Genomic DNA, 24,167 nt, shown 5'->3' with positions numbered 1-24,167 from the left:
CGAGTTGCGACAGCTTGTGTTTCGGGGGTGTTAAGCCATTGGGCGCTAGGGGGTATCCAGGGAGTGGGGGAGTTGGATCGCGTGATGGCACCGCCGCCGAAGTCGGCTTTGATCAAGACGATGATGCGAAGTTTCCGCTGGACGATGCGGCTGACCACCGCGCAGGCCGCTGTTGTGGTGTGTGCCGCGATGTTCACCACCGTGTTCGCCGACTGGGTCAGCGGCCCCAAGGTCTCGATGACCATCGGCTATCTCTTCGTCGACGTCCTGGCGGCGTGGACGCTGCGCGAGCGTGCCGGCATCGGCATCGTGCTGGCGTCGATTGCGCTGGGGTCGGTCGTGAACGGGTTCGGCACGATTCCGGCCGTGGAGCAGAATGGCCTTTCGACATCGGTGGCGATCTGGAACACGACGACGCGCGCGGCGGGCGCCATCATGATCGTGCTGATGGTGGCGACGCTGCGGCATACCATCGATGGCGAGCTGTGGCGCGCCTCCACCGACTATCTCACCCGTTCCCTGAACGGCGGCGCCTTCCGCAGCCAGATCGATCGCATGGCGCAGGTCGGTCGCAGGCGAAATTCGACCCTCTTGCTGCTGTACATGGATCTGGACGGCTTCAAGGCGGTCAATGATCGGCATGGCCATGCCGCGGGCGACACGGTGCTGCGGCGCTTTGCCGACGAGGCGCGCGCCCGGATGCGCCCCGATGATCTGTTCGCCCGGCTGGGCGGCGACGAATTCTGCGCTTTCCTCGCCATCGAACGGGGCGTCGCGCCGGAGCAGGTGGCCGAGAGCCTGCATGCGCGGCTGAGCGAGGCGCTGCATTCGACCGGCCATGCCGTGACCTGCAGCATGGGCGCGGTGGTGATCGATGCGGCGGCCGCGCACGATACCGAACGCATGATCGGACTGGCGGACGAGGCGATGCTGGAAGTGAAGCGCAACGGCAAGAACGCGATTCGGATCGCCTTCGATACGCCGGACGCGGTGCGGCGGGCGGCATGACGCTGCATTTCTTCTCCGCCGCCTTCCGGCCCGAGGACGAAGGGGGGCGCCAGCGCGTGGTCGATGGCCTCCCGTCCATCCGGGCCGGCGATCCGGTGCTGCGCGCGCTGCTGGCGGCGACCTGCGACGTGCTGCGCACCCCGATCGCGATGATCACCCTCACCGATGGCGACGTCCAGCGCATCGTCGATGCCATCGGGATCGAGCCGATGTCGCTGCCCCGCTCGGTTGCGTTCTGCTCGCACACCATCGCGGCATCGGAGGAATTTCTGAGCGTGCCGGACCTGCGCGCCGATCCGCGCTTCCGCGCCAACCCGCTGGTGACCGGCGGACCCCGCGCGCGCCATTATACCGGCGCGGCGGTGCGGATCGGGTCGTTCCCGATCGGCGCGCTCTGCGGCGTCGATCTGCGGCCGCACGGGCCCGCCTCGTTCCGGCAGCGGGCGGAGCTGCGCCGGCTCGCCACCGCCGTCGCCGATCGCATCGGTGCCGGACCGGACTTCGACTGAACTCGACGGATTTTCGTACCGGGCGAGCGGGCGTTGCTTGGAAAGGCAGCGGGTTGCCGGTAGGTCGCGGCCTCACGGCAACGGGAGAACCGCATGATCCGCACCGGCCTTATCGGCTTCGGCCTAGGCGGCACCGCCTTTCACGCACCCTTGATCGAGGCGGTCGACGGGTTCGAACTGGCAGCCGTCGGCACCTCGCGCCAGGAGGCGGTGGCGACGGCCTATCCGGGCGTTCCGGCGGTAGCAGCCGAGGCCCTGGTCGCCGATCCCACGATCGAGCTGGTGGTGGTTTCCACGCCGAACCCGACCCATTTCAGCCTGGCGCAGGCGGCGCTGAGGGCGGGCAAGCATGTCGTGATCGACAAGCCGCTGACGCCCACTGCCGCCGAAGCCGAGGCGCTGATCGCGCTTGCCGAGAGCCAAGGGCGGCTGCTCGTGCCCTTTCACAATCGCCGCTGGGACAGCGACTTCCTGGCGGTGCAGGCGCTGCTGGACAGCGGAAGGCTGGGCGAGATCCTGCTGTTCGAGGCGCATTGGGACCGGTTCCGCCCCGAGCTTTCCCAGGCCTGGAAGGAAGCGGACGGGGCGGGGCAGCTGCTCGACCTGGGGCCGCACATGCTCGACCAGGCGCTGGTGCTGTTCGGCATGCCGGACGCGGTGCAGGGCGATGTCGTGGGCCAGCGGGGCAACAGCCCGGTCGACGATTACTTCGCCGTCACGCTGTTCTACGGCGTACGCCGGGTGGTGCTGGCGAGCTCGCGGATGATCGCGGCGGCGCGGCCGCGCTTCGCCCTGCACGGGCGCGGCGGCAGCTTCGTGAAGTACGGGCTCGATCCGCAGGAGGCGGCGATGCGTGCCGGCGGATCGCTACGCGATCCCGCGCATGGGCTGGAGGATCCGGCCCAGCACGGCGTGCTGACGCTGCCCGACGGAACGCAGGACTGCATCCCCTCCGAACGGGGCGACTATCGGCGTTTCTATGCGGGAGTGGCGGCGGCGATCCGCGAGGGAGCGGCTGCGCCGGTGGCCGCGGCGGATGCGCTGGCCGGGCTGAGGCTGATCGAGCTGGCGCGGCGGAGTGCCGCGGAAGGCCGCAGGATTTCAATCGGTTGAAGGTCGCTCCCCGCACGCCCTGTGAAGGCGTGCGGGGAGGCGGCGATCAGGGGTGCCAGCTCACCGGCAGCGTGCGCGCGGGCAGGGTGACGGTGGTGGTGGCGACGATGTCCTCGGCCGACTGGCCGAGCAGCACCTTGTAGCTGCCGCCGGCGATCTTCCACTGGTGCCCCGCGCCGTCGAACACCGCGAGCAGGCGCGGATCGACGGTGACCGAGACGGTCTTCGAGGCACCCGGTGCCAGCGACACCTTCTGGAACGCACCCAGCCGCTTCGGCGCTTCCCAGCCCGCGCCCGAGACATAGACCTGCGCCACGTCCGCGCCGGCGCGCTTGCCGGTGTTGCGGAGCGTGAAGCTGACGGTCACCTGGCCCTTGGGCGCGGTGGCCTTCAGGCCCGAATAGGCGAAGCGGGTGTAGGACAGGCCATGGCCGAACGCGAACTGCGGCTTGTCGCCCTTCGCGTCATACCATTTGTAGCCGACCGCCGCGCCTTCGGTGTAGCGGGTCTCGCCCTCGTTCGGGGCGCTCGGCTTGGGCAGCTGCGATACGCTGCGCGGGAAGCTGGCGGGCAGGTGGCCCGAGGGGTTCACCTTGCCGGTCAGCACGTTGGCGATCGCTTCGCCGCCGGCCGTGCCCGGATACCAGGCCTCGAGGATCGCGGCGGTCTTGTCCGCCCAGGGGGTGAGCACCGGCCCGCCGGTTTCCAGCACGACCACCGTCTTGGCATTGGCGCCTGCGACCGCGTCGATCAGCGCGTCCTGGTTGTCGGTGAGGCTCAGCGACACGTCGAACGCCTCGCCCGCCCACTGGGTGGCGAAGACGACGGCGATGTCGGCCTGCTTCGCCGCAGCGGCTGCGGCGGCGGGATTGGTGCCGTCGACATAGCTGATCTGCGCGCCCGGCAGCTGGCGGCGCAGCGCCTCCACCGGCGAGGAGGGGTGGTACATCACCGGGCCAGGCCAGATCTTCGGCTCGAGCCCCGGTACCGCATTGCCGCCGACCGGATAGACCAGCGACGAGCCGCCGCCCGCCAGCACGCCCTTGTCGGCATGGCCGCCGATCACGACGATTCGCTTGGCGGTGGCTGCCAGCGGCAGCACGTCGCCCTTGTTCTGAAGGAGGACGATGCCCGCCTCTGCATCGGCGCGGGTGACGTCGGCATGCGCCTTCAGCATCGCCGGGGCGAGATCGAGCGGTGCGGCGGTGATCGGGTGATCGAACAGGCCGTGCGCGAACATCGAGCGGAGGATCCGGTGCGCCATCTCGTCGAGGCGCGCCTTGCTCACTTCGCCCTTGACGATCGCGGCCTTGAGCGGCTCGCGGAAATAGGGCTGCTCGTCGAACGGCCAGCCCGATTCCTGCTCCAGGCCGGCATTGGCGGCGGCGACGGTGGAGTGGGTGGCGCCCCAGTCCGACATCACGAAGCCCTTCCAGCCCCAGTCGCGGCGCAGCACGTCGGTGAGCAGCCAGGGCTGTTCGCAGGCCCAGAGCCCGTCGACCTTGTTGTAGCTGCACATCACCGAGCCGGGATCACCCTTTTCGATGGCGATGTTGAAGGCCAGCAGGTCGCTCATCCGCGCCGCGGTGCGATCGAGCACCGCGTCCATCTTGTTGCGATCGGTCTCCTGGTCGTTGATCGCATAGTGTTTGACGGTGGAGATGATGTGGTTCGACTGGATGCCCGCCATCTGCGCGCCGACGATCGTGCCGGCGAGCAGCGGATCCTCGCCGCCATATTCGAAGTTGCGGCCGTTGCGCGGCTCGCGCAGCAGGTTCACCCCGCCCGCGAGCATCACGTTGAAGCCCGAGGCGCGCGCTTCCGCGCCGATCATCGCGCCGCCCTTGAAGGCAAGCGCCGGATCCCAGGTCGCGGCGGTGGCGATGCCCGAGGGAAGCGAGGTGCGACCGCGCTTGTTCACCGCGCTGCCCTGCGTCGCAACGCCGACGCCGGCATCGGTCTGCCACTGGGCGGGGATGCCGAGGCGCGGAATGGCGGGAATGTAGCCGGCCGAGCCGGGGCGCGCCTCTGCCGGCGTCTTGAAGTTCTTCGGCGCGAAATCGGTGCCGAACAGGCCGAACACCAGCGTCAGCTTCTCGTCCTCGGTCATCTGCGCGAGGATCGCCTTGGCGCGGGCATCGGGCGAAAGCTTGGCGTTGGTCCAGGGGCGCGATGCCTGCTGCTGGGCCAGCGCGGGTGCGGTGATGGCGGTGGTTGCGGCCAGCGCCAGCAGCGGCGCGGCAAGGGCCAGGGTACGTCGCTTCATGTCGTCCTCTCCTCCCGGATCGTTTGTCAACGTTGTCGTCGCCTAAGCACAAGCGCGGCCTCCGACAAGAGCCGGCGACCGTGTTTGTTGCCCGGCTTCTATATCAGGCGCGGATGCGCACGGGCACCGATTTCGCCGCCGGCGTCTTGGAGGCGCTGTCGTGATGGCGCAGCGCGATCAGCGGGTTGAGCTCCGGATAATAGCCGGCGACACAGCCTTCGGGCAGGTTGAAGGGCAGGACCTCCAGCCCCTCGACCCTGCGGTCGACGCCGTCCGATTCGTCGCCTACCAGCGTCACCCGCTGGCCTTCCTTCAGGCCCGCGCGCGCCATCTCCTTAGGGCTGATCAGCAGCACGTCGCGCTTGCCCTCGATGCCGCGCAGGCGGTCCGAATAGCCGTAGACGGTGGTGTTGAACTGGTCGTTAGAACGCAGCGTCATCAGCCGGTACACGCCGTCCGCATCGGCGAAGCCGGTGGCGTTGAGGTGCGCCGGCACGGTGAACTCGGCCTTGCCGCTCTTGGTCTGCCAGTTGCGGTCGCGGGCGCTGTTGCCCTTGAAGAAGCCCCCCGGCGTGAACAGCCGCTGGTTGAAGTCCTTGAACTTGTCCGGATAGGTCGTCTCGATCGCGTCGCGGACCAGCGCATAGTCGTTTGCCCAGGCATCCCAGGGGACATAGGGGTTCGGATCGAGCGTTGCCTCGGCGATCCCGGCGACGATCGCCATCTCGGGCTGGAGGTGCGGGGAGGCAGGCTTGGCCTCGCCGATCGAGCCGTGGATGCAGCTGAGACTGTCCTCCATCGTCACCACCTGCGGGCTGCCGTCGCGCACGTCGCGCTCGGAGCGGACGAGGGTGGGGAGCAGATAGGCGGTGTCGCCGCAGAACAGATGGCCGCGATTGAGCTTGGTGGCGATCTGGACGGTGAGGCCCATGCCGGTCCATGCCTTCTCCATCACGCGATGGTCAGGAATGGCGCGCAGGAAATTGCCGCCCAGGCCCAGGAATGCGTCGATCTCGCCCTTGGCGATCGCCTCGCACGCGGTGACCGTGGTGTGCCCCTCGTCGCGCGGCGGCTGGAAGCCGTACTGCTCGGACAACTGGTCGAGCGGCACCAGTTCCGGCTTTTCCGAAATGCCGACGGTGCGCTGGCCCTGCACGTTCGAATGGCCGCGCACCGGCGAGACGCCCGCGCCCAGCCGGCCGATATTCCCGCGCAGCAGCATCAGGTTCACCACGCCCGCGACATTGTCATAGCCACCGACATGCTGGGTGAGGCCCATGCCCCAGATGCCGATCGCGCTCTCGGCACCGATATATACCTCCGCCGCGGCGATCAGGTCGGCGCGTGGCAGACCGGTCTCGGCCTCGATCGTTTCCCAGCTGGTGGCGCGTACCTTCTCGGCGAAGGCTTCGAAGCCATGCGTGTGTTCGGCGATGAAGGCATGATCGAGCACGCCGCCGCGGCGATCCTCCTCGGCCAGCACATGCTTGGCGATGCCGAGCATGGCGGAGATGTCGCTACCCGGCTTCAGCTGGTAATATTGGTCCGAAATCTTGGTCTTGCCGCCGGTGACCATCTGGATGCTCTGCGGGTTGCGGAACTCGAGCAGGCCCTTTTCGCGGATCGGGTTGAACGTCACGATCTTGGCGCCGCGCTTCCGCGCCGCGGTCAGCGTGTGGATGAAGCGCGGGCTGTTGGTGCCGGTGTTCTGGCCGAAGAAGAAGATCGCGTCGCAATGCTCGAAATCCTCGAGCAGGCAGGTGCCCACCGGCGCCCCGATGGTCGACTTGAGCGCGACCGAGGTCGTCTCGTGGCACATGTTCGAACTGTCGGGCAGGTTGTTGTGGCCGTACAGCCGGGCGAACAGCGCCCAGGCATAGCTTGTCTCCAGGCTGGCCTTGCCCGATGCGTAGAAGATCGTGCGCTTGGGATCATAGCCGCGCAGCTTCTTGCCGATCGCGTGATAGGCTTCGTCCCAGGTGCAGGGGAGGTATTTGTCGGTCGCGCGGTCGTAGCGCATCGGATTGGTCAGGCGGCCGGCCTGTTCGAGATCGTAGTCGCTCCAGCCCTTCAGCTCGGTGAGGGTGTGCTGGGCGAAGAACTCGGGCGTCGCGCGGCGGGTGGTGAGGTCCCACAGGGTCGCCTTGGCGCCGTTCTCGCAGAATTCGAACATGTGCGGCTTGGCCGGCTTGGTCCAGGCGCAGGAGGTGCACATCATGCCGCCGGGCTTGTTCTGGCGGGCGAGCGTCTTCAGCGCGTCGGCGCTCGGGCGCTCGGCGCCGGCGACGAGCGCCATGCCGCGCATCGAGCCCCAGCCGCCTTCGGCCCCTGCATAATGGATCGTTCCGTCTTTCGCCCGGGCCATCGCCACGCTCCTTCAAACCTTGCCTTTTCCCTATACCCGCGAAAGTCGCCCGCCTATCCTGAACCCATGGAAATTTGGTTCGATCGCGTGACGCCCGACGGGTCGGAGACCCGGCTTCAACGCAGCCTGATCGCGGAAGTGCCGGTCGCCATCGAAATCAACGGTTTGGGCTATGCCGTGATGATGGCGACGCCCACCGACCTGGAGGATTTCGCGACCGGGTTCGTCGCGGCGGAGCGGCTGGGGGAGGCGGTCGAGGTAGATAGCCACCAGGTCGAGCGCGGCGTGGTGCTGCGGGTGACGCTCGCCGACCCGGCAACCGTGATCGAGCGCGTGCGCCATCGGACGACGGATTCCAGCTGCGGCTTGTGCGGTATCGACAATCTGGAAGCGGCATTGCGACCGCTGCCGACGGTGCAGGTGGAGAGCATCGCGACCCCTGCGGCGATCTTCCGGGCCGCCGGGGCGCTGCGCGACCACCAGCCGCTCAATCGCGCGACGGGCGCGGCCCATGCAGCGGCGCTCTGCTCGGCGGATGGAGACATCCGCCTGGTGCGTGAGGACGTCGGCCGTCACAACGCCTTCGACAAGCTGGTGGGGGCGATGGCGCGGCAGCGGCTGGGCTGGGACGGGGGGTTTGCGTTGATCAGCGCGCGCTGCTCGTTCGAACTGGTGGAAAAGGCGGTGCTTGCCGGCTGCCCGCTGCTCGCCGCGATCTCGGCACCGACGGCGCTGGCGGCGGAGCGGGCACGCGGGGCCGGGCTGCGCCTCGCCGCGCTGGTGCGGTCCGACGCCTTGTTGCAGCTGGTCCCATGAAGCCGCTGGGCGCCATTCTGGCGGGCGGGGAGGCCCGCCGTTTCGGATCGGACAAGGCGCTGGCCCGCTTCGACGGCCGCGCGCTGATCGACCATGTGGCAGCGCAGCTTGCGCCCCATTGCGACGGCTTGATCCTGTGCGGGCGGTCCGGCGAGGGCGGCGTGCCGGATCGGCCGCGGGGCGGGCTGGGGCCGCTCGGCGGGCTCAACGCGGCGCTGCACGCGGCGGCATCGCGGGGCGCGGCGCGCGTGCTGCTGGCACCGTGCGACACCCCGTTGTTGCCGCAGGCGCTGCTGGCAAGGCTGGCGGGGAGCGCGGGGTCGTGTTTCGTCGCGCAACTGCCCGTGCTGGGCATCTGGGAAGCAGTGCTTGCCCCGGTGTGCGACGCCTATTTCGCGGCGGGCGCGCGCGCATCGATGCAGGCGTGGGCGGCCCATGCCGGCGCTGCGGCAATCGATTGGGCGCCGCCGATCGCGAACATCAACTCTCCCGACGATCTTTCGGGCCTTACCGGGTTTTTTCCTTAGTTCCGCTTCTCATTCGCATGGGCTAGTGAAAGCGTAATTTTCTGTCGGCTAGCGGCCGGCGGCAGGGGGACGGATGGAAAGCCTGTTTGCAGCCTTCTGGAGCGGCAATTACTCGCCGCACGGCTATTGCCTCTTGTGGCAGCCGCAGTTGCTGTGGACCCATGTCATCGCCGACACGCTGATCGCGCTGGCCTATTTCTCCATTCCGATCGCGCTGGTGGCGCTGGTGCGCAGTCGCAGGGATCTTGCCTTCGGCTGGGTGTTCTGGTGCTTCGCGCTGTTCATCCTCGCCTGCGGGATGACCCATGTGATGGGCGTGGTCACCTTGTTCTATCCGCTCTACGGGCTGGAGGCGGTGATCAAGCTGGCCACGGCGGTCGCATCGGTGACGACGGCGGCGCTGCTCTGGCCGTTGCTGCCGCTGCTGGTGCGCATCCCCTCGTCGGAAAAGCTCAAGGAAGCCAATGGCGAGCTCGCCGCGATGGTCGCCGAGCGCGACGCCGCCCTTGCCGAGCTCAAGACCGAGGTGGCCCAGCGCGAGAATGTCGAAGCGGCGCTGCTGCAGGCGCAGAAGCTGGAGGCGGTAGGGCAGCTCACTGGTGGAATAGCGCATGATTTCAATAACCTGCTGCAGGCGATCGCGGGAAATCTGGAGCTGGTCGCCCGCAAGCCCGACGATGCCGATCGCGTCATCCGCTGGACGTCCAGCGCGCTCGATGCGGTAGAGCGCGGGCGCCAGCTCACCGGCCAGCTTCTCGCCTTTTCGAGCAAGCAGCGGCTGGACGTGAAGTCGGTGCGGCTGGCGGAACTGATCGACGGCATGGCGGGACTGGTCGAGCGCGCCGTCGCGCCGCTCAGCCGCGTCCGCATCGACCGGATCGACCCGGTGTGGAACGTCCAGACCGATGCGTTGCAGCTCGAGCTGGCGGTACTGAACCTTGCGTTCAACGCCCGCGATGCGATGCCGGAAGGCGGCGTGCTGACGATTTCGGCGGAGCTGCGCAGCGGCAAGGTCGCACCCGAGCTCCCGATGGGCGACTATGTGGCGCTGCGGGTCGCCGACACGGGCCTGGGCATGCCGCCGGAGGTGGCGGCGCGCGCGGTGGAGCCGTTCTTCTCCACCAAGGGCGTCGGCCGGGGCACCGGCATGGGGCTTTCGATGGCGTTCGGCGTGCTGCGCCAATCGGGCGGCACCTTGCTGATCGACAGCACACCCGGCCAGGGCACCGAGATCACCCTGCTGCTGCCGCTCGCGACGATGGAGCCGCGCCGCGACGTGCAGGACGATGCCGCTCGTGACGAACGCGTCAGCCTGGCGGGCAAGACGATCGCGCTGGTGGATGACGATCCCCATGTCCGCGCGTCGCTCGCCGAAATGCTGCGGACCGCGGGCGCGACGGTGGAGGAAGCCGCCGACGGGAGCGCCGGCGTGGCGCTGGTGCAGACCAGGCGCTTCGACGCGCTGGTCGTCGATTTCGCCATGCCCGAGCTGAGCGGCAGCGAAGTCGCGACCCAGGTCGCGGCCTCCGATCCGCAGCTGCCGGTGATCCTCATCACCGGCTTCGCGGATTCGAACAAGCTGGACGCGATCGCCACGCCCAACGTCACCGTGCTGCGCAAGCCGTTCGAATCGCAGGAACTGCTGCGCAGGATCCGCGCGGTCGCCCGCCGCTGAGCGCGCTCAGGGCAGGGCGGCGCGTAGTTCCTCGATCCAGGCGGTCGCGACGCTGTCCGACGGCGCGCGCCAGTCCCCGCGGGGGCTGAGCGCGGCAGCGCCCGAAACCTTCGGCCCGTTGGGAAGCGCCGAGCGCTTGAACTGGCTGATCTGGAAGAAGCGGAACAGGAAGGTTTCCAGCCACTTCGCAATCGTCTCCAGCGCGTACGCGTTGCGCCCTTCCGCCGGGAAGCCGATCGGCCACAGCCCCGCCTCGGCATCCTTCCACGCGTGCCAGGCGAGGAACGCCACCTTGGACGGCTTGAGCCCGAAGCGCGCGATGTGGTGCAGGAAGAAATCGTGCAGTTCGTACGGGCCGATCCGGTCCTGCGTGCTCTGCATCTTGCCGTCGGCATCGGCCGGGACGAGTTCGGGCGAAATCTCGGTATCGAGGATCGAGAGCAGCACCGTCGCGGCCTCGCCGTCGAACTGCCCGCTCTCCAAGCTCCAGCGGATCAGATACTGGATCAGCGTCTTCGGCACACCGGCATTGACGCCGTAATGGCTCATCTGGTCGCCGACGCCGTAGGTGGACCAGCCCAGCGCGAGCTCCGAAAGATCGCCGGTGCCGAGCACGAAGCCGCTGTTGCGATTGGCCAGGCGGAACAGGTAATCGGTGCGCAGGCCCGCCTGGACGTTCTCGAACGTCACGTCATACACCGGCTCGCCGCTGGCGAACGGGTGACCGATATCGGCGAGCATCTGCCGCGCGGTCGGCCGAATGTCGATCTCGGCGGCGGTGATGCCGATCGCGCGCATCAGCGCCCAGGCGTTGGACCTGGTGCCCTCGCTCGTCGCGAAGCCGGGCATGGTGTAGCCGAGAATGTCGGTGCGCGGACGGCCCAGCCGGTCCATCGCCTTGGCGGCGACGATCAGCGCATGGGTGGAATCGAGCCCGCCCGAGATGCCGATGACGAGCGTCTTGCTCTTGGTCGAGGCGAGGCGCTGGCGCAGGCCTTCCACCTGGATGTTGAACGCCTCGTAGCAATCCTCTTCCAGCGCTGCCGGCGTATTGGGCACGAAGGGGAAGCGGCGCAGCGGCCGCATCAGGCCGCGATCGGCGAAATCGGGCTGGTGCGCAAAGGCAATCCGGCGAAAGCGCGTCTCGGGCATGCCGGCGTTGCGGGCATTGTCGTTGAACGTGCCGTCGCGCATCCGCTCCAGCCGCAGCCGCTCGAGGTCGAGATCGGCATAGGTGATCGCGTCGGCCAGCTCGAAGCGCTGCGAGCCGGCCAGCTTCTCGCCGAACTCATAGATCAGGCCCTGGCCGTCCCAGGCGAGATCGGTGGTGCTCTCGCCGGGCCCGGAAGCGGAATAGAGATAGGCCGAGATCGTCCGCGAACTCTGCGACGCGCAAAGCAGTTCGCGCTCGCGGCCCTTGCCGATCACGATGTTCGAGGCGGAAAGGTTGCACAGCACCAGCGCGCCGGCCATCGCCCCTTCGGTGGAGGGGGGCTGCGGTGCCCAGTAATCCTCACAGATCTCGATATGGAAGACAAAGTCCGCCAGGTCCTCGGCGGCGAACAGCAGATCGGGGCCGAAGGGCACCGTCTGCCCGGCAACCGTGATGCTGAGATCGCGCAGGCCCGAACCCGAAGCGAACCAGCGCTTCTCGTAATATTCGCGGTAATTGGGCAGATAGGTCTTCGGCACTACGCCCAGAATGCGGCCGCGGGCGATGGCGACGGCGCAGTTGTAGAGCCTTCCGTTCCGTTGCAGCGCGGCGCCGACCAGCAGCACCGGCTTCAGGTCGCGGCTCGCCTCGACGATGGCGGCGATGCCCGCCAGCGTGGAGGCCAGGATCGCATCCTGCAGGTGCAGGTCGTCGATCGCGTAGCTGGTGACGTTGAGTTCCGGGAAGACCAGGATGTCCGCGCCGGCGGCATCGCCCTGGCGTGCCAGCGCGATCGTCGCGCGGGCATTGGCGGCGGGATCGGCGACGGTGCCGACGGGCGTGCAGACGCCCGCACGGATCATGCCGTGGCGATGGAGGGCGAAGAACGGGTGTGGATCGGCCATGCCTGTTCCTATGTCGAGGACCATGGCCTGCCAACCCCGAGAGGGCCCGATGTATCCGGGGAAACCGTCAAGCTCCTCCTCCTGGACGGAGGGGCGGGGTGGCGGGATCCGGGATCTCCGCCCGTGTCGGTGCGCTACGGCCACACCCCAACCCAGCGTCAGGTCGGTCATGCCCCCGGCATGACCTGAACCGCGCGGGGCGCGGTCCACCTGACGCTCCCAGGAGGGGCGGACTAAGGCGCGTTTACGCCTTGGTCGCGTAGATCAGGCGGCCGGGGCCGAGGCGGTCGAACACCTTGGCCAGCTGCCGTTCGCCGACCGCGAAGCAGCCCTGGCTGCGGCCCAGCTTGCCGTGCTTGGAAACCATGTCCGGGTTGGCGTACCAGGCCGAGTGGACCACGATGGCGCGGGCAAGCGCGTTGTTGTTGGTGGGATCCAGTCCGATCAGGCGCTGCGAATCCCCATGCTTGCCGACATAATAATCGGCGGTGAGGAACGCGCCCTCGCAGGTCGCCTCCGAGTTGATCTGGTTCGAGAAGCGCTGGAGCACGCCCGTATGCCCGGGATCGGAGCCGATGCCGTGCGCGACGAGCAGCGGCTCGACTTCGCCGGTGCCCATGTTGACCAGGAAGAAGCGCGGCTGCGACGAGGGCAGCGAGAAGTCGGCGATGGCGATCCGGTCATGCGTGTCGACATGCATGGAGTGGCGATCCAGCGCCGCAGTCGCGCGCTTGAACAGTTCGGGTCGGATGCCTGCCGGCACGATCCGCGCCTGGGCGGCAACCTTCGGTGCCGGGGTCAGCGAGGCGACCGGGGCAGGCTGAATGCGCGGTGGCGGCGGCGCGGCGGCCAGCGTGGTCCCGATCGTGCGTGAGGCGCAGGCCGAAACGGCCGCGCCACTCGCCATTACCAGCGCCGATTTAAGCAAAGCTCGACGCGATTGTACCGAAGCGTTCGAATCCATGATCTTTGTTCTGCGCCCGCAAATTTCTGTCATTGCCCGGAAACCGTATAGCAGAAGCAGCGTTAACGATGGTCCCGGTTCTGCCCGGTTATGGTGCGTTTCGGCGCACCTGCTGCCCGGTTCGCCGAGGTGTCATGTCGTTTCGGGACGGGCGGTCTTCACGATTGCGAATCGCGGGGGCGGTGCAGGGCACATCCTTTGCTTCTCTGCCATGCGGAAAAATTTGGTGTCGCGCGCGGCGTGCGAAGCGCTAGAGGCGCGCGCATGACCATGTCCTATGAACAGGCCGTCGCGGCGCTGATCGAGGCCGGCAGGCGCCTCGACGCGCGCGGCTGGGCGCCTGCCACGTCCGGCAACTATTCGGCGCGGCTGGACGATGGCAGCATCGCGCTGACCGTCTCGGGCCGGCACAAGGGGCGGCTGGCCGGCGACGGCATCATGCGGGTGGACCTGGACGGGCAACCGCTCACCGCGGGCAAGCCTTCGGCCGAAACCGACCTCCATCTGGCGATCTACCGCCTGTTCCCGGAAGTGGGGGCGGTGCTGCATGGCCATTCGCCGCAGGCGGTGGGGCTCAGCCGCGCGACCGATGCCGCCGCCTGGACGCTGGCCGGGCACGAGATGCTCAAGGCCTATCCCGGCCACGCGACGCATCAAGCCGAAGTGCAACTGCCGATCGTCGAGAACAGCCAGGACATGGCGGTCATCGAAGCCGCGATCCGCCCGGCGCTGCTGGCGCCCGGGGCCATTCCGGCGTATCTGATCCGCAGCCACGGGCTCTATGCCTGGGGCAAGGATGTGGACGAGGCCGAGCGCGTGCTGGAGGCGACCGAATGGATGATCGCCGCCGAGCTCGCCGAAGCCGGTTTCAGGCAGGCATGGGCACGATGAGCAGACTTCGTATCTTCGCCGAGAACGGCGCGACGCCGCTGCTCGAAACCGCCGACCCGATCACGATCGCCGAGGAGCTGGCGATGCGCGGCGTGCGCTTCGAACGCTGGCCGTCGCGTGCGATCGCCGCCGATGCCGATCAGGACGCCGTGCTTGCCGCCTTCGCGCCGGAAGTGGCGCGGCTGAAGGCCGAGCAGGGCTATGGCTCGGTCGACGTGATCCGGATGGTCCCCGATCATCCCGAAAAGGAGGCGCTGCGAACCAAATTCCTGTCGGAACATCGCCATGCCGAGGATGAGGTGCGCTTCTTCGTAGAAGGGGAGGGGCTCTTCACACTGCATCTTAATGATCGCGTCTATGCTGTTCTTTGTTGTGCAGGCGACCTGATCTCGGTGCCGGCCGGCACGCCCCACTGGTTCGACATGGGGCCGCGCCCGCGCTTCACCGCGATTCGGCTCTTCACCAACCCGGACGGCTGGATCGCGCAGTTCACCGGCGACACCATCGCCGATCGCTTTCCGCGCCACGAGCCCGTCACCGCCTGACGCGGCGCACCGAGAGACACCATGACCCAGCCCAAGGCCGTCCTGCTCGACATCGAGGGGACCACAAGCAGCATCGCGTTCGTGGCTGATGTGCTTTTTCCTTATGCAGCCAATCACTTGGCTGACTATATTGCGGATCATTCGGAGGCGGTGGCGCCGATCCTCGCCGATGTGCCGGGCGAGGACAAGGTGGCGACATTGCTCGACTGGATCGCCGAGGATCGCAAGGCCACCCCGCTCAAGACGCTGCAGGGGCTCGTGTGGGCGCGGGGCTATGCGGATGGTACGCTGCAGGGCCATGTCTATCCCGACACGCCGGAGGCGCTGCATCGCTGGTATACCGCCGGGGTGGCGATCTACATCTATTCCTCGGGATCGGTGGCGGCGCAGAAGCTGATCTTCGGCCACTCGGTGGCCGGCGACCTTACCCCGATGCTCTCCGGCTATTTCGACACCACCACGGGTCCGAAGCGCGAAGCTGACAGCTATGCCAAGATATCGGCCGCAACCGGTTTCGATGCCAAGGAAATCCTGTTCGTATCGGATGTCCGGGCAGAGGTTGATGCGGCGCGCGCGGCAGGGCTGGGCGCCCTGCTGATCGATCGCAAGGGCGGACCTGCCGACATTCACTCGCTCGCGGAGATTCGCCTGTGATCCTCGAAGGCCGGCCCACCCGCTCGATCGCCCGTACCGCCGATGGGCAGGGGATCCGCATTCTCGACCAGCGGCAGCTTCCGTGGGAAATCCGCTGGGTCGAACTGCGCGATCTGGATGCCGCAGCGGTCGCCATTCGCGAGATGTGGACCCGCGGTGCGCCGATGATCGGCGCGACGGCTGCCTATGGGCTCGCCATGGCGCTGGCGGCGGATGCGGGCGATGCGGCGCTCGATGCGGCCTATGCGACGCTGCTCGAGACCCGGCCCACCGCGATCAACCTGCGCTGGGCGCTCGATCAGGTGCGCGCTGCCGTCCAGGACCTGCCGGAGGCGTCGCGTGCCGACGCTGCCTTCGCCCGCGCCGATGCGATCTGCGACGAGGATGCGGCGCTCTGCCGTGCGATCGGCGAGCATGGCCTGGCGTTGCTGCGCGACCTGCACGCGCAAAACCCGGGGCGGCCGCTCAACATCCTCACCCACTGCAACGCCGGCTGGCTGGCGACGGTGGACTATGGCACCGCCACCGCACCCATCTACCTCGCCCATGACGGGGGCATTCCGATCCACGTCTGGGTAGACGAGACCCGCCCCCGCAACCAGGGCGCCCTCCTAACCGCGTTCGAACTGCGCAACCACGGCGTGCCGCACACCGTGATAGCCGACAATGCCGGCGGGTTGTTGATGATGCAGGGCCAGGTGGACGCGGTGATCGTCGGGACCGACCGGGTGACCGCCAATGGCGACGTCTGCAACAAGATTGGCACCTATCTCAAGGCGCTGGCGGCGCGCGACAATGGCGTGCCCTTCTATGTCGCGCTGCCCAACACGACCTTCGATCCGGCGACCACGAGCGGCGCCGACATCCCGATCGAGGCGCGCGCGGCCGAGGAAGTGACGCGGCTGACGGGGCCGGACGAGACCGGCCGCCTCGCGACGATCCGAGTGACGGATTCGCCCGCGCTCAACCCCGCGTTCGACGTGACGCCGGCGCGGCTGGTCACGGGCTACATCACCGAGCGCGGGGTGCTCGACTGCATCTGAAGCGTCAGGCCACGCGCTCGCGCCACGCCTTCACCCGCACGATTGCCTCGTCGAGCACCGCGTCTTCCTTGACGAAGCAGAAGCGGACCACGTTGGTCACCGGGTCCTCGGCGTAGAAGGCGGACACGGGGATCGTCGCGACCTTCGCTTCATCCACCAGACGCTCGCTGAAGGTGACGTCGTCCATCGCCAGGCCCGAAGCGGCGAGGTCGACCGAGAGGAAGTAGGTGGCGGCGCTCGGCAGTACCGCGAAGCCTGCGGCGCGCAGGCCGGTGGCGAGCCGGTCGCGGCCTGCCTGGAAGCGGTGACGGGCGTCCTGCACCCAGCCATCCTGCGTCGCCAGTCCCTCGGCCACCGCCCATTGCAGGTTGGGCGGGGTGGTGAAAGTAAGGAACTGGTGTGCCTTGGCCACTACGCGGGCGATGGCCGGCGCCGCGCACATCCAGCCGACCTTGAAACCGGTGAGCGCGAAGATCTTGCCTGCGCTGCCGATCTTGACGGTGCGCTCGCGCATGCCGGGGAAGCCGATCAGCGGCAGATGGCGCAAACCGTCGAAGGTGACATGCTCCCAAACCTCGTCGCAGATGGCGACGAGGTCGTGCGCCACGCAGAAATCGGCGAGCATCGCGAGATCCTCGGCGCTGGTCATCGTGGCGGCGGGGTTGAGCGGGTTGTTGAGCAGGATCAGCCGGATCTTCGCCGTCACCGCCGCCTCCAGCGCGGCGCGCTCGATCCGCCATTCGGGCGGGCTGAGCCGGACGAAGCGCGGTATGCCGCCTGCGCGGCGGATCAGCGGTACATAGGCGTCGTAGAGCGGCTGGAAGCACAGCACTTCGTCGCCAGGCTCGATCAGCGCGAGCAGCGTCGCGGCAAGCGCTTCGGTGGCGCCCGAGGTGACGATCACTTCCTCGGCGGCGAGGTTCAGTCCTTGGTGCCGGGCATAATGGTCCGCCACCGCCTGGCGGAGCTCCGGCAGGCCTGCCATCGGCGGATATTGGTTCGACTTTTGCAGCACGGCATCCGCTGCTGCCGCAAGCACTGCCTCCGGCCCGCGGCCGTCGGCAAAACCCTGGCCGAGGTTGATCGCGCCGTTCGCCCGCGCGCGCGCGGACATGGCTTCGAAGATGGTGGTGCCCATCGAAGAATAGATCGGGTTCATCGCATACCGCTAATGCGGAGGATGGATGCGCCTTGCAAGCCAAGGGGCAATCGCCGCATGGTGAGGGCGGTTGATGACCGCGTGTGTCGAAGGAAGAAGATGAGCAAGAAACCGCCTGTGCCCGCTGAATCGCAGTCGCCCTATCCCATTGCCGAAGCGCCGCATGGAGGGGAAGGGGAGGCTCTGGCCGTCGCCAAGGAGATGGCCGACGCCGCGCGGCGGCGCGGGCCGAGCACGCGCCAGATCGGCATGGGCGCCGCGATCGGCATCGGCTCGGCGGCGATCGTCGCGGGGCTGCTTTACTGGAAGGGCGGTCGCAAGGACCGCAAGTAACCTGTCGATCCGGTCTGGCAGCGTGGGGCGGCGAGACCGCTGCCACGCTGGCTGTTCCGCGCCGCGCGGCAGAAGCGCGGTGCGATGGCGCGCAGAACGTCTGCGCCGCTACGTACAACCCCCTTCGTTATCGTCTTAGCGCGAAGGTCTACCGGACATCGGCGCCCCTTGATGCCGCCGGTTGCATGCTGAAGCTGGTGTTTTCCCGTAGCCCTTTACGCGGTTCTACGGGGGATTTGTTTCTGCGCCCGGTGACCGATCGGTAAGAGATCGTTCCTATAATGCGATGAACCACAGACCGGGAACGGGATTGGGAATACGCATGAGTCATCGGTTTCTTGCCATTGCCAGCAGCTCGGCGGCTCTTTCCGCCGCCATGGTCCTGCGGCTGGCAGCAGTCCCGGGACGCGCGTGATCCTTTCCCTTCCCTTCATTTCGGCGATCGGTTCGGCCCCAGCGCAGGCCGCGATCGACACCAGCACGTTCGGGCGCGCCAAAAGGTATCGGAAAGACCAGCAATGATTGCATCGATGAAAATTCCGAGGAAGCTCGCACTGTCGTTCCTGCTGATCTGCGCGTCGGCGGCGATCGTGATGCTCGTGTTCTTCATGAACATCTCGATGATCCGTTCGGTGACCGATCAGAACAATCTCAGCCAGCAGATCCACTCGAAGACGCTGACGCTCGAAACGGCGCTGCTGCGCCAGAACAGCCAGCTGCGCGGCTTCCTGGTCACCGCCGATCCGACCTACCTGAAGTCGTATGACGAAGGTCGCACGGAATATGACGAGACCTCTGCCGAGCTCGAGAAGCTGCTGGTCGATCCCGCGCTGCTCGACGCGCTGCGCAAGTCGCGCGCTGAGACGCTGTCCTGGCGCGAGAAGTGGGGCGACCGCCTGATTGCCGACGTGAAGGCGGGCCGGCGCGAGGAAGCACAGGCGCAGGTTCGCGGCGCCGGCAAGGCAGTGCTCGTCTCCGCCGCCGTGCTGCCGCTGCGCTCGATCAAGGACGCCCAGGCCGAAGCCATCGAAAAGAACGGCACCCGCCAGGAAAGCGCCATCAGCACGGCAACCACCGTGCTGATCATCGGCGCGATCGCGCTGATCGGCATTGCCATCGGTCTCGCCGTCATGCTCAGCAGCATCATCGCGCGTCCGATCAGCCAGCTGACCCGCACCATGGCGGATCTGGCTGCCGGCCGGAATCATGTCGAAGTGCCGGCGACGACCCGCGGCGACGAACTGGGCGACATGGCCCGTGCCGTGCTGGTGTTCCGTGACGCCGCACTCGCGAAGGAAGCCTCGGACGCCGCCAACGCCAAGGCCGAGGCGACGCAGAAGATGGTCGTCGAGACCGTCTCCTCGCACCTCGCCGAACTGGCGCAGGGCAATCTGACCGCGCAGATCAACGCCGAATTCCCGGGCGAATACAGCGTCGTCAAGACCAACTTCAACAACGCTCTGTCGAGCCTGCGCGAGCTGATCGCGTCGGTGATCGAGGCGACCACGTCGATCCGCACCGGCTCCAACGAGATCGCGCAGGCGAGCGAGGATCTCGCGCGCCGCACCGAAGCCAACGCGGCCAGCCTGGAAGAGACGGCTGCCGCCGTCACCCAGATGGACCAGCGCCTGAAGGCCACTGCCGCCGCTGCCGGCCGCACGGTGGAGCGCGCCGACGGCACGATGGCCACGGTCGATAACGGCCGCAGCACCGCGGACGAAGCAGTGCAGGCGATGACCCGCGTTTCGGACAGCGCCAAGGGCATCGACAGCGTCATCGAAGGCCTCGACAAGATCGCGTTCCAGACCCGCGTTCTCGCGATGAATGCGGCGGTGGAAGCAGGTCGTGCAGGTGAAGCGGGCCGCGGCTTCGCGGTCGTTGCCGACCTCGTCTCGGCGCTGGCGATGCGCGCTGAAGAGGAAGCCGGCCGCGCTCGCGACCAGCTCACCGCGACGCAGAGCGACATCGTTACCGCGGTGCAGGCCGTGCAGCGTGTCGATGGTGCGCTGGCGGATATCTCCACCGGCGTGGGCGAAGTGCACCAGCTGCTCGGCAACATGGCATCGGACAACAGCGCACAGTCGACCGCCGTCACCGAGATCAGCGCCGCGCTCGGCTCGATGGACCAGTCGACCCAGCAGAATGCCGCGATGGTGGAAGAAACCTCGGCCGCGGCCCGCAACCTGGCGAGCGAAGTCAGCGTCCTTTCGGAGCAGGCCAGCCGCTTCAATGTGGGCAGCGGCGGCGGCATGCCGATGGCGACCTCGCGCGTGGCCCCGGCCCGGTTCAATGGCGGCAGCGTGAAGCCGCTTCCGGCCGCCGCGGTCTCGGCGTTGGTGCGCAGCAACGGCGGCGCCGACGACGACTGGCAGAGCTTCTGATCCCAGAAGTGCCCGATACCCCGGCATGGCCGTTCGATCCGATTGCGAATCGAACGGCCCCCGGCGACAAGATCCGACGCGGCGGTTTCTGCCCGGGAAAATGGTAATGAACATGATCGCTCCCCGGACGGGTATTGCGGAGATCTCGCGCATGGCGCGGGTCGCCATCGACCTCGGATCACCCTTCATCGGCGCGGTGCTTGCCGCAGGCCTGCGGCAGCTGGGCCGCGGCCCCCACTGCCAGGCGGTGATCACGCATTGGGAAGGCGATCCTGCTTCGGCAGCGCTGGCGATGCGCTTCAATGCCGCGCTCCACTTCCTCGCCCGCCGCGGCAATCCGCCGGCACTGGCCGCGCTCTACCGCCACGAGCATGACGATTTCGACGGCGCGATCGGCGAGGCGCTGGCGGCCCAGGACGATCTGATCGCCGGCTTCCTTCGCCGTACGCCGCAGACCAACGAAGTCGGCCGCTCCGGCGTGATGGTCGCCGCGCTGATGCAGGTCCGCCGACGCTTCGGGCTGCCGTTCGAGCTGCTCGAGATCGGGTCCAGCTGCGGCCTCAATCTCAACCTCGGGCGTTACGGCTTCGATCTTGGCGGCGTGCTCGCTGGCGACCGGCACTCACCAGTGCAGGTGGCGCCCGAGTGGCATGGCCCGGCGCCCCTGCCTGCGCCGCTGGAGGTGATTTCCGCGCGCGGTGTCGATCTCAACCCGCTCAGCGCCGATGATCCCGCGACCTGCGAACGGCTGATGGCCTATATCTTCGCCGACCAGCCGCTGCGGCTGCACCGGCTGGAGGAGGCGCTGGGGATGGCGCGCCGCCACCCGCCGCAGGTGGAGCAGGGCGATGCATCGGAATGGCTGGCCCACCAGCTTGCCCAGCCGCAGCAGGAGGGCGTCTGCCGCGTCATCATGCATTCGATGGTGCTGCAATATCTGCCGCCCCGCAACCGCGCGGCGGTGGTGGCGATGATCCACGATGCCGGGCAATATGCCACGCCGGATCGGCCGCTCGCCTGGGTCGGCTTCGAATGGACCGAAACGCGCAGCGAAGTCCGCCTGTCGCTCAGCTGGTTCCCCGGCGGGGAAGAGCGCCGCATCCTGGCGACATGCCATCCCTACGGCAATTCGGTGCACTGGCGCGGCTAGACCTGCACCGCCTGTTCGGTCCGCCCCGCATCGCCGAACACCCGCAGATAGCGTGCGATCTCGGCCGGTTCGCCGGTCGCCTTGGCCGGATTGTCGGAGAGCTTGACCGCGGGCCGGCCGTTCGCCGCCACCACCTTGCAGACCAGCGAGATCGGCTCCAGCCCGGCTTCGCCATCGGGATCGCAGCCGCGGAAATCGTTGGTGAGGTTGGTGCCCCAGCCGAAGCTCATCCGCACCCGCCCGTTGAAATGGCGATAGCTAGCCTCGATCGATTCGACGTCCATGCCGTCGGAAAAGATCAGCAACTTCTCGCGCGGGTCGCGGCCATGGTCCTGCCACCAGCGCAGGATCTGCTCGCCGCCAGGGATGGGTGGCGCGCTGTCCGGCCGAAAGCCGGTCCAGTCCGCAACCCAGTCCGGCGCGCGGGCAAGGAACGAGGTGGTACCGAACGCATCGGGCAGCGCGATCAGCAGGTTGCCGCCATAATGCGCGCGCCACTGCTCGAGCACGCGATAGGGCGCATCCGCCAGGCTGGCATCGTCGGGGGAGAGCGCGGCTTCCACCATCGGCAGTTCGTGGGCATTGGTGCCGATCGCCTCCAGATCCGCATCCATCGCCAACAGCACATTCGACGTGCCGATGAAGCGCTGGCCCAGGCCTTCCTTCAGCGCCTCGACGCACCAGCGCTGCCACAGGAAGCCGTGACGGCGGCGGGTGCCGAAGTCCGACAGCACCAGATCGGGCAGTCCGCGCAGCCGCTCGACCTTGTCCCACAGCTTGGCCTTGGCACGAGCATAGAGCACGTCCAGCGCGAACCGGTCGCGCCCGCGCATCGCCGCGCGCGAACGGAGTTCGTTGACGATGGTCAGCGCCGGGATTTCCCACATGGTCGTGTGGGTCCAGGGGCCGTGGAAATGGAGCACGAACTGGCCGTCGCGGCGCTCCAGCTCATAGGGCGGCAATTGGAAATCGGCGAGCCAGGCGATGAAGTCCGGCGCGAACATCTGGGTCTTGCCGTAGAAGCTGTTGCCGGCCAGCCAGATCAGCTCCTTCTTGGCGAAGCGCAGGGAGCGCGCATGATCGAGCTGCGCGCGCAGTTCGCCCTCGTCGATCACGTCCGCCAGCCGAACCGACTTCGTCCGGTTGATCAGCGAGAAGGTGACCTGCGTCTCGGGATGGAGCCGCCGGATCATCTGCAGCATCAGCAGCTTGTAGAAATCCGTATCGAGCAGGCTGCGGACGATCGGATCGAGCCGGAAATTATGATTGTAGGTCCGGCTGGCGATATCGGTGAAGGTCATGGGCGTGCTCTTATTCCCAGCCGCCGCCGAGCGCGAGAAAGATCGCGATCTGGTCGTCAGGCAGGCGGGCCTGGGCGCTGGCATAGCTCGCCTCCGCCTGGGCGAGGCTGCTCTGCGCCTGGAGCAGCGCCAGGAAATCGCTGCGGCCGAAGCGGAACAGCCTGCCGGCCTGGTCCGCAGCCAGCGCCGCGCTGTCGCGTGCCTGACGGAGCGCTTCGGCCTGATCGCGGTCTCGCGCATAGGTTTCAAGCGCGGTCTCGGTATCGCGCAGCGCGCCGAGCACCGTCGAATCGAACCTCGCGATGTCGGCATCCACCTGTGCGCCGGCCGCATCGATCCGGGCTCGTACGGCGGGGCGGTTCGGGAAGCTCCAACTGATCAGCGGGCCGAGGCTGAAGCCGAACGAGCTGGGGCTGCCCAGCTTGTCGAGCGCGCCGCTGAGCCCGGCCGAGCCGCCCAGGCTGATCTGCGGATAGAGGTCCGCGGTGGCGACCCCGATTCGGGCGGTGTCGCCGGCGATCACGCGTTCGGCCTGGCGGATGTCCGGCCGGCGGCGGATCAGTGCGGCACCGTCGCCCACCGGCATCGGGCGGGGCAGGATGGGAAGTGCCGCGCAGCTTTCGATTTCGCGCGGATACTCGGCGGCGGGGCGGCCGAGCAGCGCGGCAAGCGTGTAGAGCCCGGCCCGGCGCTGGGCAGCGAAGAGCGGCAGGTTCGCCTCGCTTGTCTGCACCGCGGCCTGGGCGCGGCTGACGTCGAAGGCAGTGCCGCGCCCGGCACGCTGCAGCCGCTGGGTGGCGCCGAAGGTCTGGCGCTGGAGCGTCACGATCCGCTGGGTGGCAGCGAGGCGGAAATTGGCGGCGCACACATCGGCATAAGCGCGCGCGGTGGCGGCCGCGACGCTGATGCGGACGGCGTCGCGGGCGGCGGCTACGGCGTCGCGGTCCGCCAGGCTCGCCTCGATCGCGCGAGCGATCTTGCCGCGCACGTCGAGCGGATAGCCGACCGAGATGCCCAGATTGTAGCCGAGCGTGCCGGGCAAGGCGGCCCCGGTGCCTGCGGGGCGGGCCAGCGTGCTGCCGCCGGACAGATCGGTCGTCAGCTGACGCGAGGCCTCGGCCTGGCGGACGACGGCCTCGGCGCGGCGAAGATTGGCATCGGCGGCCCGCAGGTCGGCATTGGCGGCGAGCGCCTGCTCGACCAGCGTGTCGAGCCGCGGATCGGCATAGAGGCGCCACCAATGGTCCGGCAGCGGCGCGTCGGAAAAGGCGGGATTCTGCGCGGACAGGAAGCTGCCGGTGGCCGACGGCGCGCTCGCCGGGCCGCTGACCGGCGGGTGATAGTCCGGGCCGGCGCGGGTGCAGCCGGCGACGAGCGCAAGCGCGGCGAGGAGCGGGAGGCGGCGCATG

At 68.1% G+C, this 24,167-nt stretch carries 20 protein-coding genes; 13 read left to right on the top strand and 7 right to left on the bottom strand.

The features are described from left to right. Positions 1-84: 84 nt before the first annotated feature. The 3 genes from SPI01S_RS01135 to SPI01S_RS01125 all read left to right on the top strand — a co-directional run bounded on the left by SPI01S_RS01135 (position 85) and on the right by SPI01S_RS01125 (position 2,630). Complete coding sequence (locus SPI01S_RS01135; protein ID WP_245653420.1) at positions 85-1,008, top strand: GGDEF domain-containing protein; 924 nt, start codon at positions 85-87, stop codon at positions 1,006-1,008. Next, on the top strand, positions 1,005-1,517 hold the full coding sequence (locus tag SPI01S_RS01130; protein ID WP_066716851.1) for a GAF domain-containing protein: 513 nt from the start codon (positions 1,005-1,007) through the stop codon (positions 1,515-1,517). Before SPI01S_RS01135 ends, SPI01S_RS01130 begins: the two co-directional genes overlap by 4 nt. Positions 1,518-1,610: 93 nt before the next feature. Further along, on the top strand, positions 1,611-2,630 hold the full coding sequence (locus SPI01S_RS01125) for an oxidoreductase (protein WP_066716849.1): 1,020 nt from the start codon (positions 1,611-1,613) through the stop codon (positions 2,628-2,630). Between the two features lie 46 nt (positions 2,631-2,676). On the opposite strand, the gene SPI01S_RS01120 is transcribed toward SPI01S_RS01125, so the two are convergent. Both SPI01S_RS01120 and SPI01S_RS01115 read right to left on the bottom strand, forming a co-directional pair. Further along, positions 2,677-4,896 (bottom strand): beta-glucosidase family protein, encoded by a 2,220-nt coding sequence (locus SPI01S_RS01120; RefSeq protein ID WP_066716848.1) that lies wholly within the window; start codon positions 4,894-4,896, stop codon positions 2,677-2,679. A gap of 103 nt (positions 4,897-4,999) precedes the next feature. Continuing rightward, positions 5,000-7,261, bottom strand: coding sequence for an FdhF/YdeP family oxidoreductase (locus SPI01S_RS01115; protein WP_066716846.1), 2,262 nt, complete (start codon positions 7,259-7,261; stop codon positions 5,000-5,002). Between the two features lie 66 nt (positions 7,262-7,327). Between SPI01S_RS01115 and fdhD the strand changes: the two genes are divergently transcribed. The 3 genes from fdhD to SPI01S_RS01100 all read left to right on the top strand — a co-directional run bounded on the left by fdhD (position 7,328) and on the right by SPI01S_RS01100 (position 10,279). Continuing rightward, positions 7,328-8,077 carry a formate dehydrogenase accessory sulfurtransferase FdhD gene (gene fdhD / locus SPI01S_RS01110; protein WP_066716845.1) on the top strand — a complete coding sequence of 250 codons (750 nt, stop codon included), beginning with the start codon at positions 7,328-7,330 and terminating at the stop codon, positions 8,075-8,077. After that, positions 8,074-8,604: a molybdenum cofactor guanylyltransferase gene (gene mobA / locus SPI01S_RS01105; RefSeq protein WP_066716843.1), complete on the top strand. Its 531-nt coding sequence runs from the start codon at positions 8,074-8,076 to the stop codon at positions 8,602-8,604. The genes fdhD and mobA overlap by 4 nt, the downstream gene beginning before the upstream one ends. 73 nt (positions 8,605-8,677) lie before the next feature. Beyond that, a complete protein-coding gene (locus tag SPI01S_RS01100; protein ID WP_066716841.1) occupies positions 8,678-10,279 on the top strand; it encodes a response regulator in 1,602 nt (533 codons plus the stop codon). 6 nt (positions 10,280-10,285) lie between these two features. Here SPI01S_RS01100 and SPI01S_RS01095 read toward each other — a convergent pair whose 3' ends face one another. After that, complete coding sequence (locus tag SPI01S_RS01095) at positions 10,286-12,337, bottom strand: NAD(+) synthase (protein WP_066716838.1); 2,052 nt, start codon at positions 12,335-12,337, stop codon at positions 10,286-10,288. A gap of 244 nt (positions 12,338-12,581) precedes the next feature. Continuing rightward, positions 12,582-13,244, bottom strand: a complete 663-nt coding sequence (locus SPI01S_RS01090) for a murein L,D-transpeptidase catalytic domain family protein (protein ID WP_084253196.1) — start codon at positions 13,242-13,244, stop codon at positions 12,582-12,584. Between the two features lie 321 nt (positions 13,245-13,565). Between SPI01S_RS01090 and SPI01S_RS01085 the strand changes: the two genes are divergently transcribed. Genes SPI01S_RS01085 through mtnA form a run of 4 tightly spaced genes read left to right on the top strand, consistent with a single transcriptional unit; the run spans position 13,566 to position 16,434 of the window. Continuing rightward, positions 13,566-14,192, top strand: a complete 627-nt coding sequence (locus SPI01S_RS01085; RefSeq protein ID WP_066716834.1) for a methylthioribulose 1-phosphate dehydratase — start codon at positions 13,566-13,568, stop codon at positions 14,190-14,192. Then, positions 14,180-14,737 carry a 1,2-dihydroxy-3-keto-5-methylthiopentene dioxygenase gene (locus SPI01S_RS01080; protein WP_084253195.1) on the top strand — a complete coding sequence of 186 codons (558 nt, stop codon included), beginning with the start codon at positions 14,180-14,182 and terminating at the stop codon, positions 14,735-14,737. The genes SPI01S_RS01085 and SPI01S_RS01080 overlap by 13 nt, the downstream gene beginning before the upstream one ends. Before the next feature lie 21 nt (positions 14,738-14,758). Beyond that, the gene (gene mtnC / locus SPI01S_RS01075) at positions 14,759-15,391 is read left to right on the top strand and encodes an acireductone synthase (protein ID WP_066716831.1); all 633 of its coding nucleotides are present in this window, start codon (positions 14,759-14,761) and stop codon (positions 15,389-15,391) included. Beyond that, positions 15,388-16,434 carry an S-methyl-5-thioribose-1-phosphate isomerase gene (mtnA, locus tag SPI01S_RS01070; RefSeq protein WP_066716829.1) on the top strand — a complete coding sequence of 349 codons (1,047 nt, stop codon included), beginning with the start codon at positions 15,388-15,390 and terminating at the stop codon, positions 16,432-16,434. Before mtnC ends, mtnA begins: the two co-directional genes overlap by 4 nt. A 4-nt stretch (positions 16,435-16,438) precedes the next feature. Here mtnA and SPI01S_RS01065 read toward each other — a convergent pair whose 3' ends face one another. Then, on the bottom strand, positions 16,439-17,593 hold the full coding sequence (locus tag SPI01S_RS01065) for an aminotransferase (RefSeq protein ID WP_066716819.1): 1,155 nt from the start codon (positions 17,591-17,593) through the stop codon (positions 16,439-16,441). Between the two features lie 117 nt (positions 17,594-17,710). On the opposite strand from SPI01S_RS01065, the gene SPI01S_RS01060 reads away from it, so the two are divergent. The 3 genes from SPI01S_RS01060 to SPI01S_RS01050 all read left to right on the top strand — a co-directional run bounded on the left by SPI01S_RS01060 (position 17,711) and on the right by SPI01S_RS01050 (position 21,457). Next, complete coding sequence (locus SPI01S_RS01060; protein WP_245653419.1) at positions 17,711-17,926, top strand: hypothetical protein; 216 nt, start codon at positions 17,711-17,713, stop codon at positions 17,924-17,926. A gap of 518 nt (positions 17,927-18,444) precedes the next feature. Beyond that, positions 18,445-20,307: a methyl-accepting chemotaxis protein gene (locus SPI01S_RS01055; RefSeq protein ID WP_066716815.1), complete on the top strand. Its 1,863-nt coding sequence runs from the start codon at positions 18,445-18,447 to the stop codon at positions 20,305-20,307. Between the two features lie 106 nt (positions 20,308-20,413). Then, on the top strand, positions 20,414-21,457 hold the full coding sequence (locus SPI01S_RS01050; protein WP_066716812.1) for a DUF2332 domain-containing protein: 1,044 nt from the start codon (positions 20,414-20,416) through the stop codon (positions 21,455-21,457). Here SPI01S_RS01050 and pncB read toward each other — a convergent pair. Together pncB and SPI01S_RS01040 are read right to left on the bottom strand one after the other, a co-directional pair. Beyond that, positions 21,454-22,758 carry a nicotinate phosphoribosyltransferase gene (gene pncB, locus SPI01S_RS01045; protein ID WP_066716810.1) on the bottom strand — a complete coding sequence of 435 codons (1,305 nt, stop codon included), beginning with the start codon at positions 22,756-22,758 and terminating at the stop codon, positions 21,454-21,456. The two genes, SPI01S_RS01050 and pncB, sit on opposite strands and share 4 nt — an antisense overlap. A 10-nt stretch (positions 22,759-22,768) precedes the next feature. Next, positions 22,769-24,166: an efflux transporter outer membrane subunit gene (locus tag SPI01S_RS01040; RefSeq protein ID WP_066716808.1), complete on the bottom strand. Its 1,398-nt coding sequence runs from the start codon at positions 24,164-24,166 to the stop codon at positions 22,769-22,771. Position 24,167 lies beyond the last annotated feature (1 nt).

It is taken from the genome of Sphingomonas pituitosa NBRC 102491 (genome assembly GCF_001598435.1).
GTDB classification, from domain to species: domain Bacteria; phylum Pseudomonadota; class Alphaproteobacteria; order Sphingomonadales; family Sphingomonadaceae; genus Sphingomonas; species Sphingomonas pituitosa.
This window is presented reverse-complemented; position numbering and strand designations above follow the sequence as displayed.

Coding starts and splice junctions, on each gene's coding strand:
- SPI01S_RS01100 (WP_066716841.1), top strand. CDS start 8,678: ATGGAAAGCCTGTTTGCAGCCTTCTGGAGCGGCAATTACTCGCCGCAC.
- SPI01S_RS01050 (WP_066716812.1), top strand. CDS start 20,414: ATGAACATGATCGCTCCCCGGACGGGTATTGCGGAGATCTCGCGCATG.
- SPI01S_RS01065 (WP_066716819.1), bottom strand. CDS start 17,593: ATGAACCCGATCTATTCTTCGATGGGCACCACCATCTTCGAAGCCATG.
- SPI01S_RS01115 (WP_066716846.1), bottom strand. CDS start 7,261: ATGGCCCGGGCGAAAGACGGAACGATCCATTATGCAGGGGCCGAAGGC.
- SPI01S_RS01080 (WP_084253195.1), top strand. CDS start 14,180: ATGGGCACGATGAGCAGACTTCGTATCTTCGCCGAGAACGGCGCGACG.
- fdhD (WP_066716845.1), top strand. CDS start 7,328: ATGGAAATTTGGTTCGATCGCGTGACGCCCGACGGGTCGGAGACCCGG.
- SPI01S_RS01090 (WP_084253196.1), bottom strand. CDS start 13,244: ATGGCGAGTGGCGCGGCCGTTTCGGCCTGCGCCTCACGCACGATCGGG.
- SPI01S_RS01120 (WP_066716848.1), bottom strand. CDS start 4,896: ATGAAGCGACGTACCCTGGCCCTTGCCGCGCCGCTGCTGGCGCTGGCC.
- mtnC (WP_066716831.1), top strand. CDS start 14,759: ATGACCCAGCCCAAGGCCGTCCTGCTCGACATCGAGGGGACCACAAGC.
- mobA (WP_066716843.1), top strand. CDS start 8,074: ATGAAGCCGCTGGGCGCCATTCTGGCGGGCGGGGAGGCCCGCCGTTTC.
- SPI01S_RS01095 (WP_066716838.1), bottom strand. CDS start 12,337: ATGGCCGATCCACACCCGTTCTTCGCCCTCCATCGCCACGGCATGATC.
- SPI01S_RS01125 (WP_066716849.1), top strand. CDS start 1,611: ATGATCCGCACCGGCCTTATCGGCTTCGGCCTAGGCGGCACCGCCTTT.
- pncB (WP_066716810.1), bottom strand. CDS start 22,758: ATGACCTTCACCGATATCGCCAGCCGGACCTACAATCATAATTTCCGG.
- SPI01S_RS01055 (WP_066716815.1), top strand. CDS start 18,445: ATGATTGCATCGATGAAAATTCCGAGGAAGCTCGCACTGTCGTTCCTG.
- SPI01S_RS01130 (WP_066716851.1), top strand. CDS start 1,005: ATGACGCTGCATTTCTTCTCCGCCGCCTTCCGGCCCGAGGACGAAGGG.
- SPI01S_RS01040 (WP_066716808.1), bottom strand. CDS start 24,166: ATGCGCCGCCTCCCGCTCCTCGCCGCGCTTGCGCTCGTCGCCGGCTGC.
- SPI01S_RS01085 (WP_066716834.1), top strand. CDS start 13,566: ATGACCATGTCCTATGAACAGGCCGTCGCGGCGCTGATCGAGGCCGGC.
- SPI01S_RS01135 (WP_245653420.1), top strand. CDS start 85: ATGGCACCGCCGCCGAAGTCGGCTTTGATCAAGACGATGATGCGAAGT.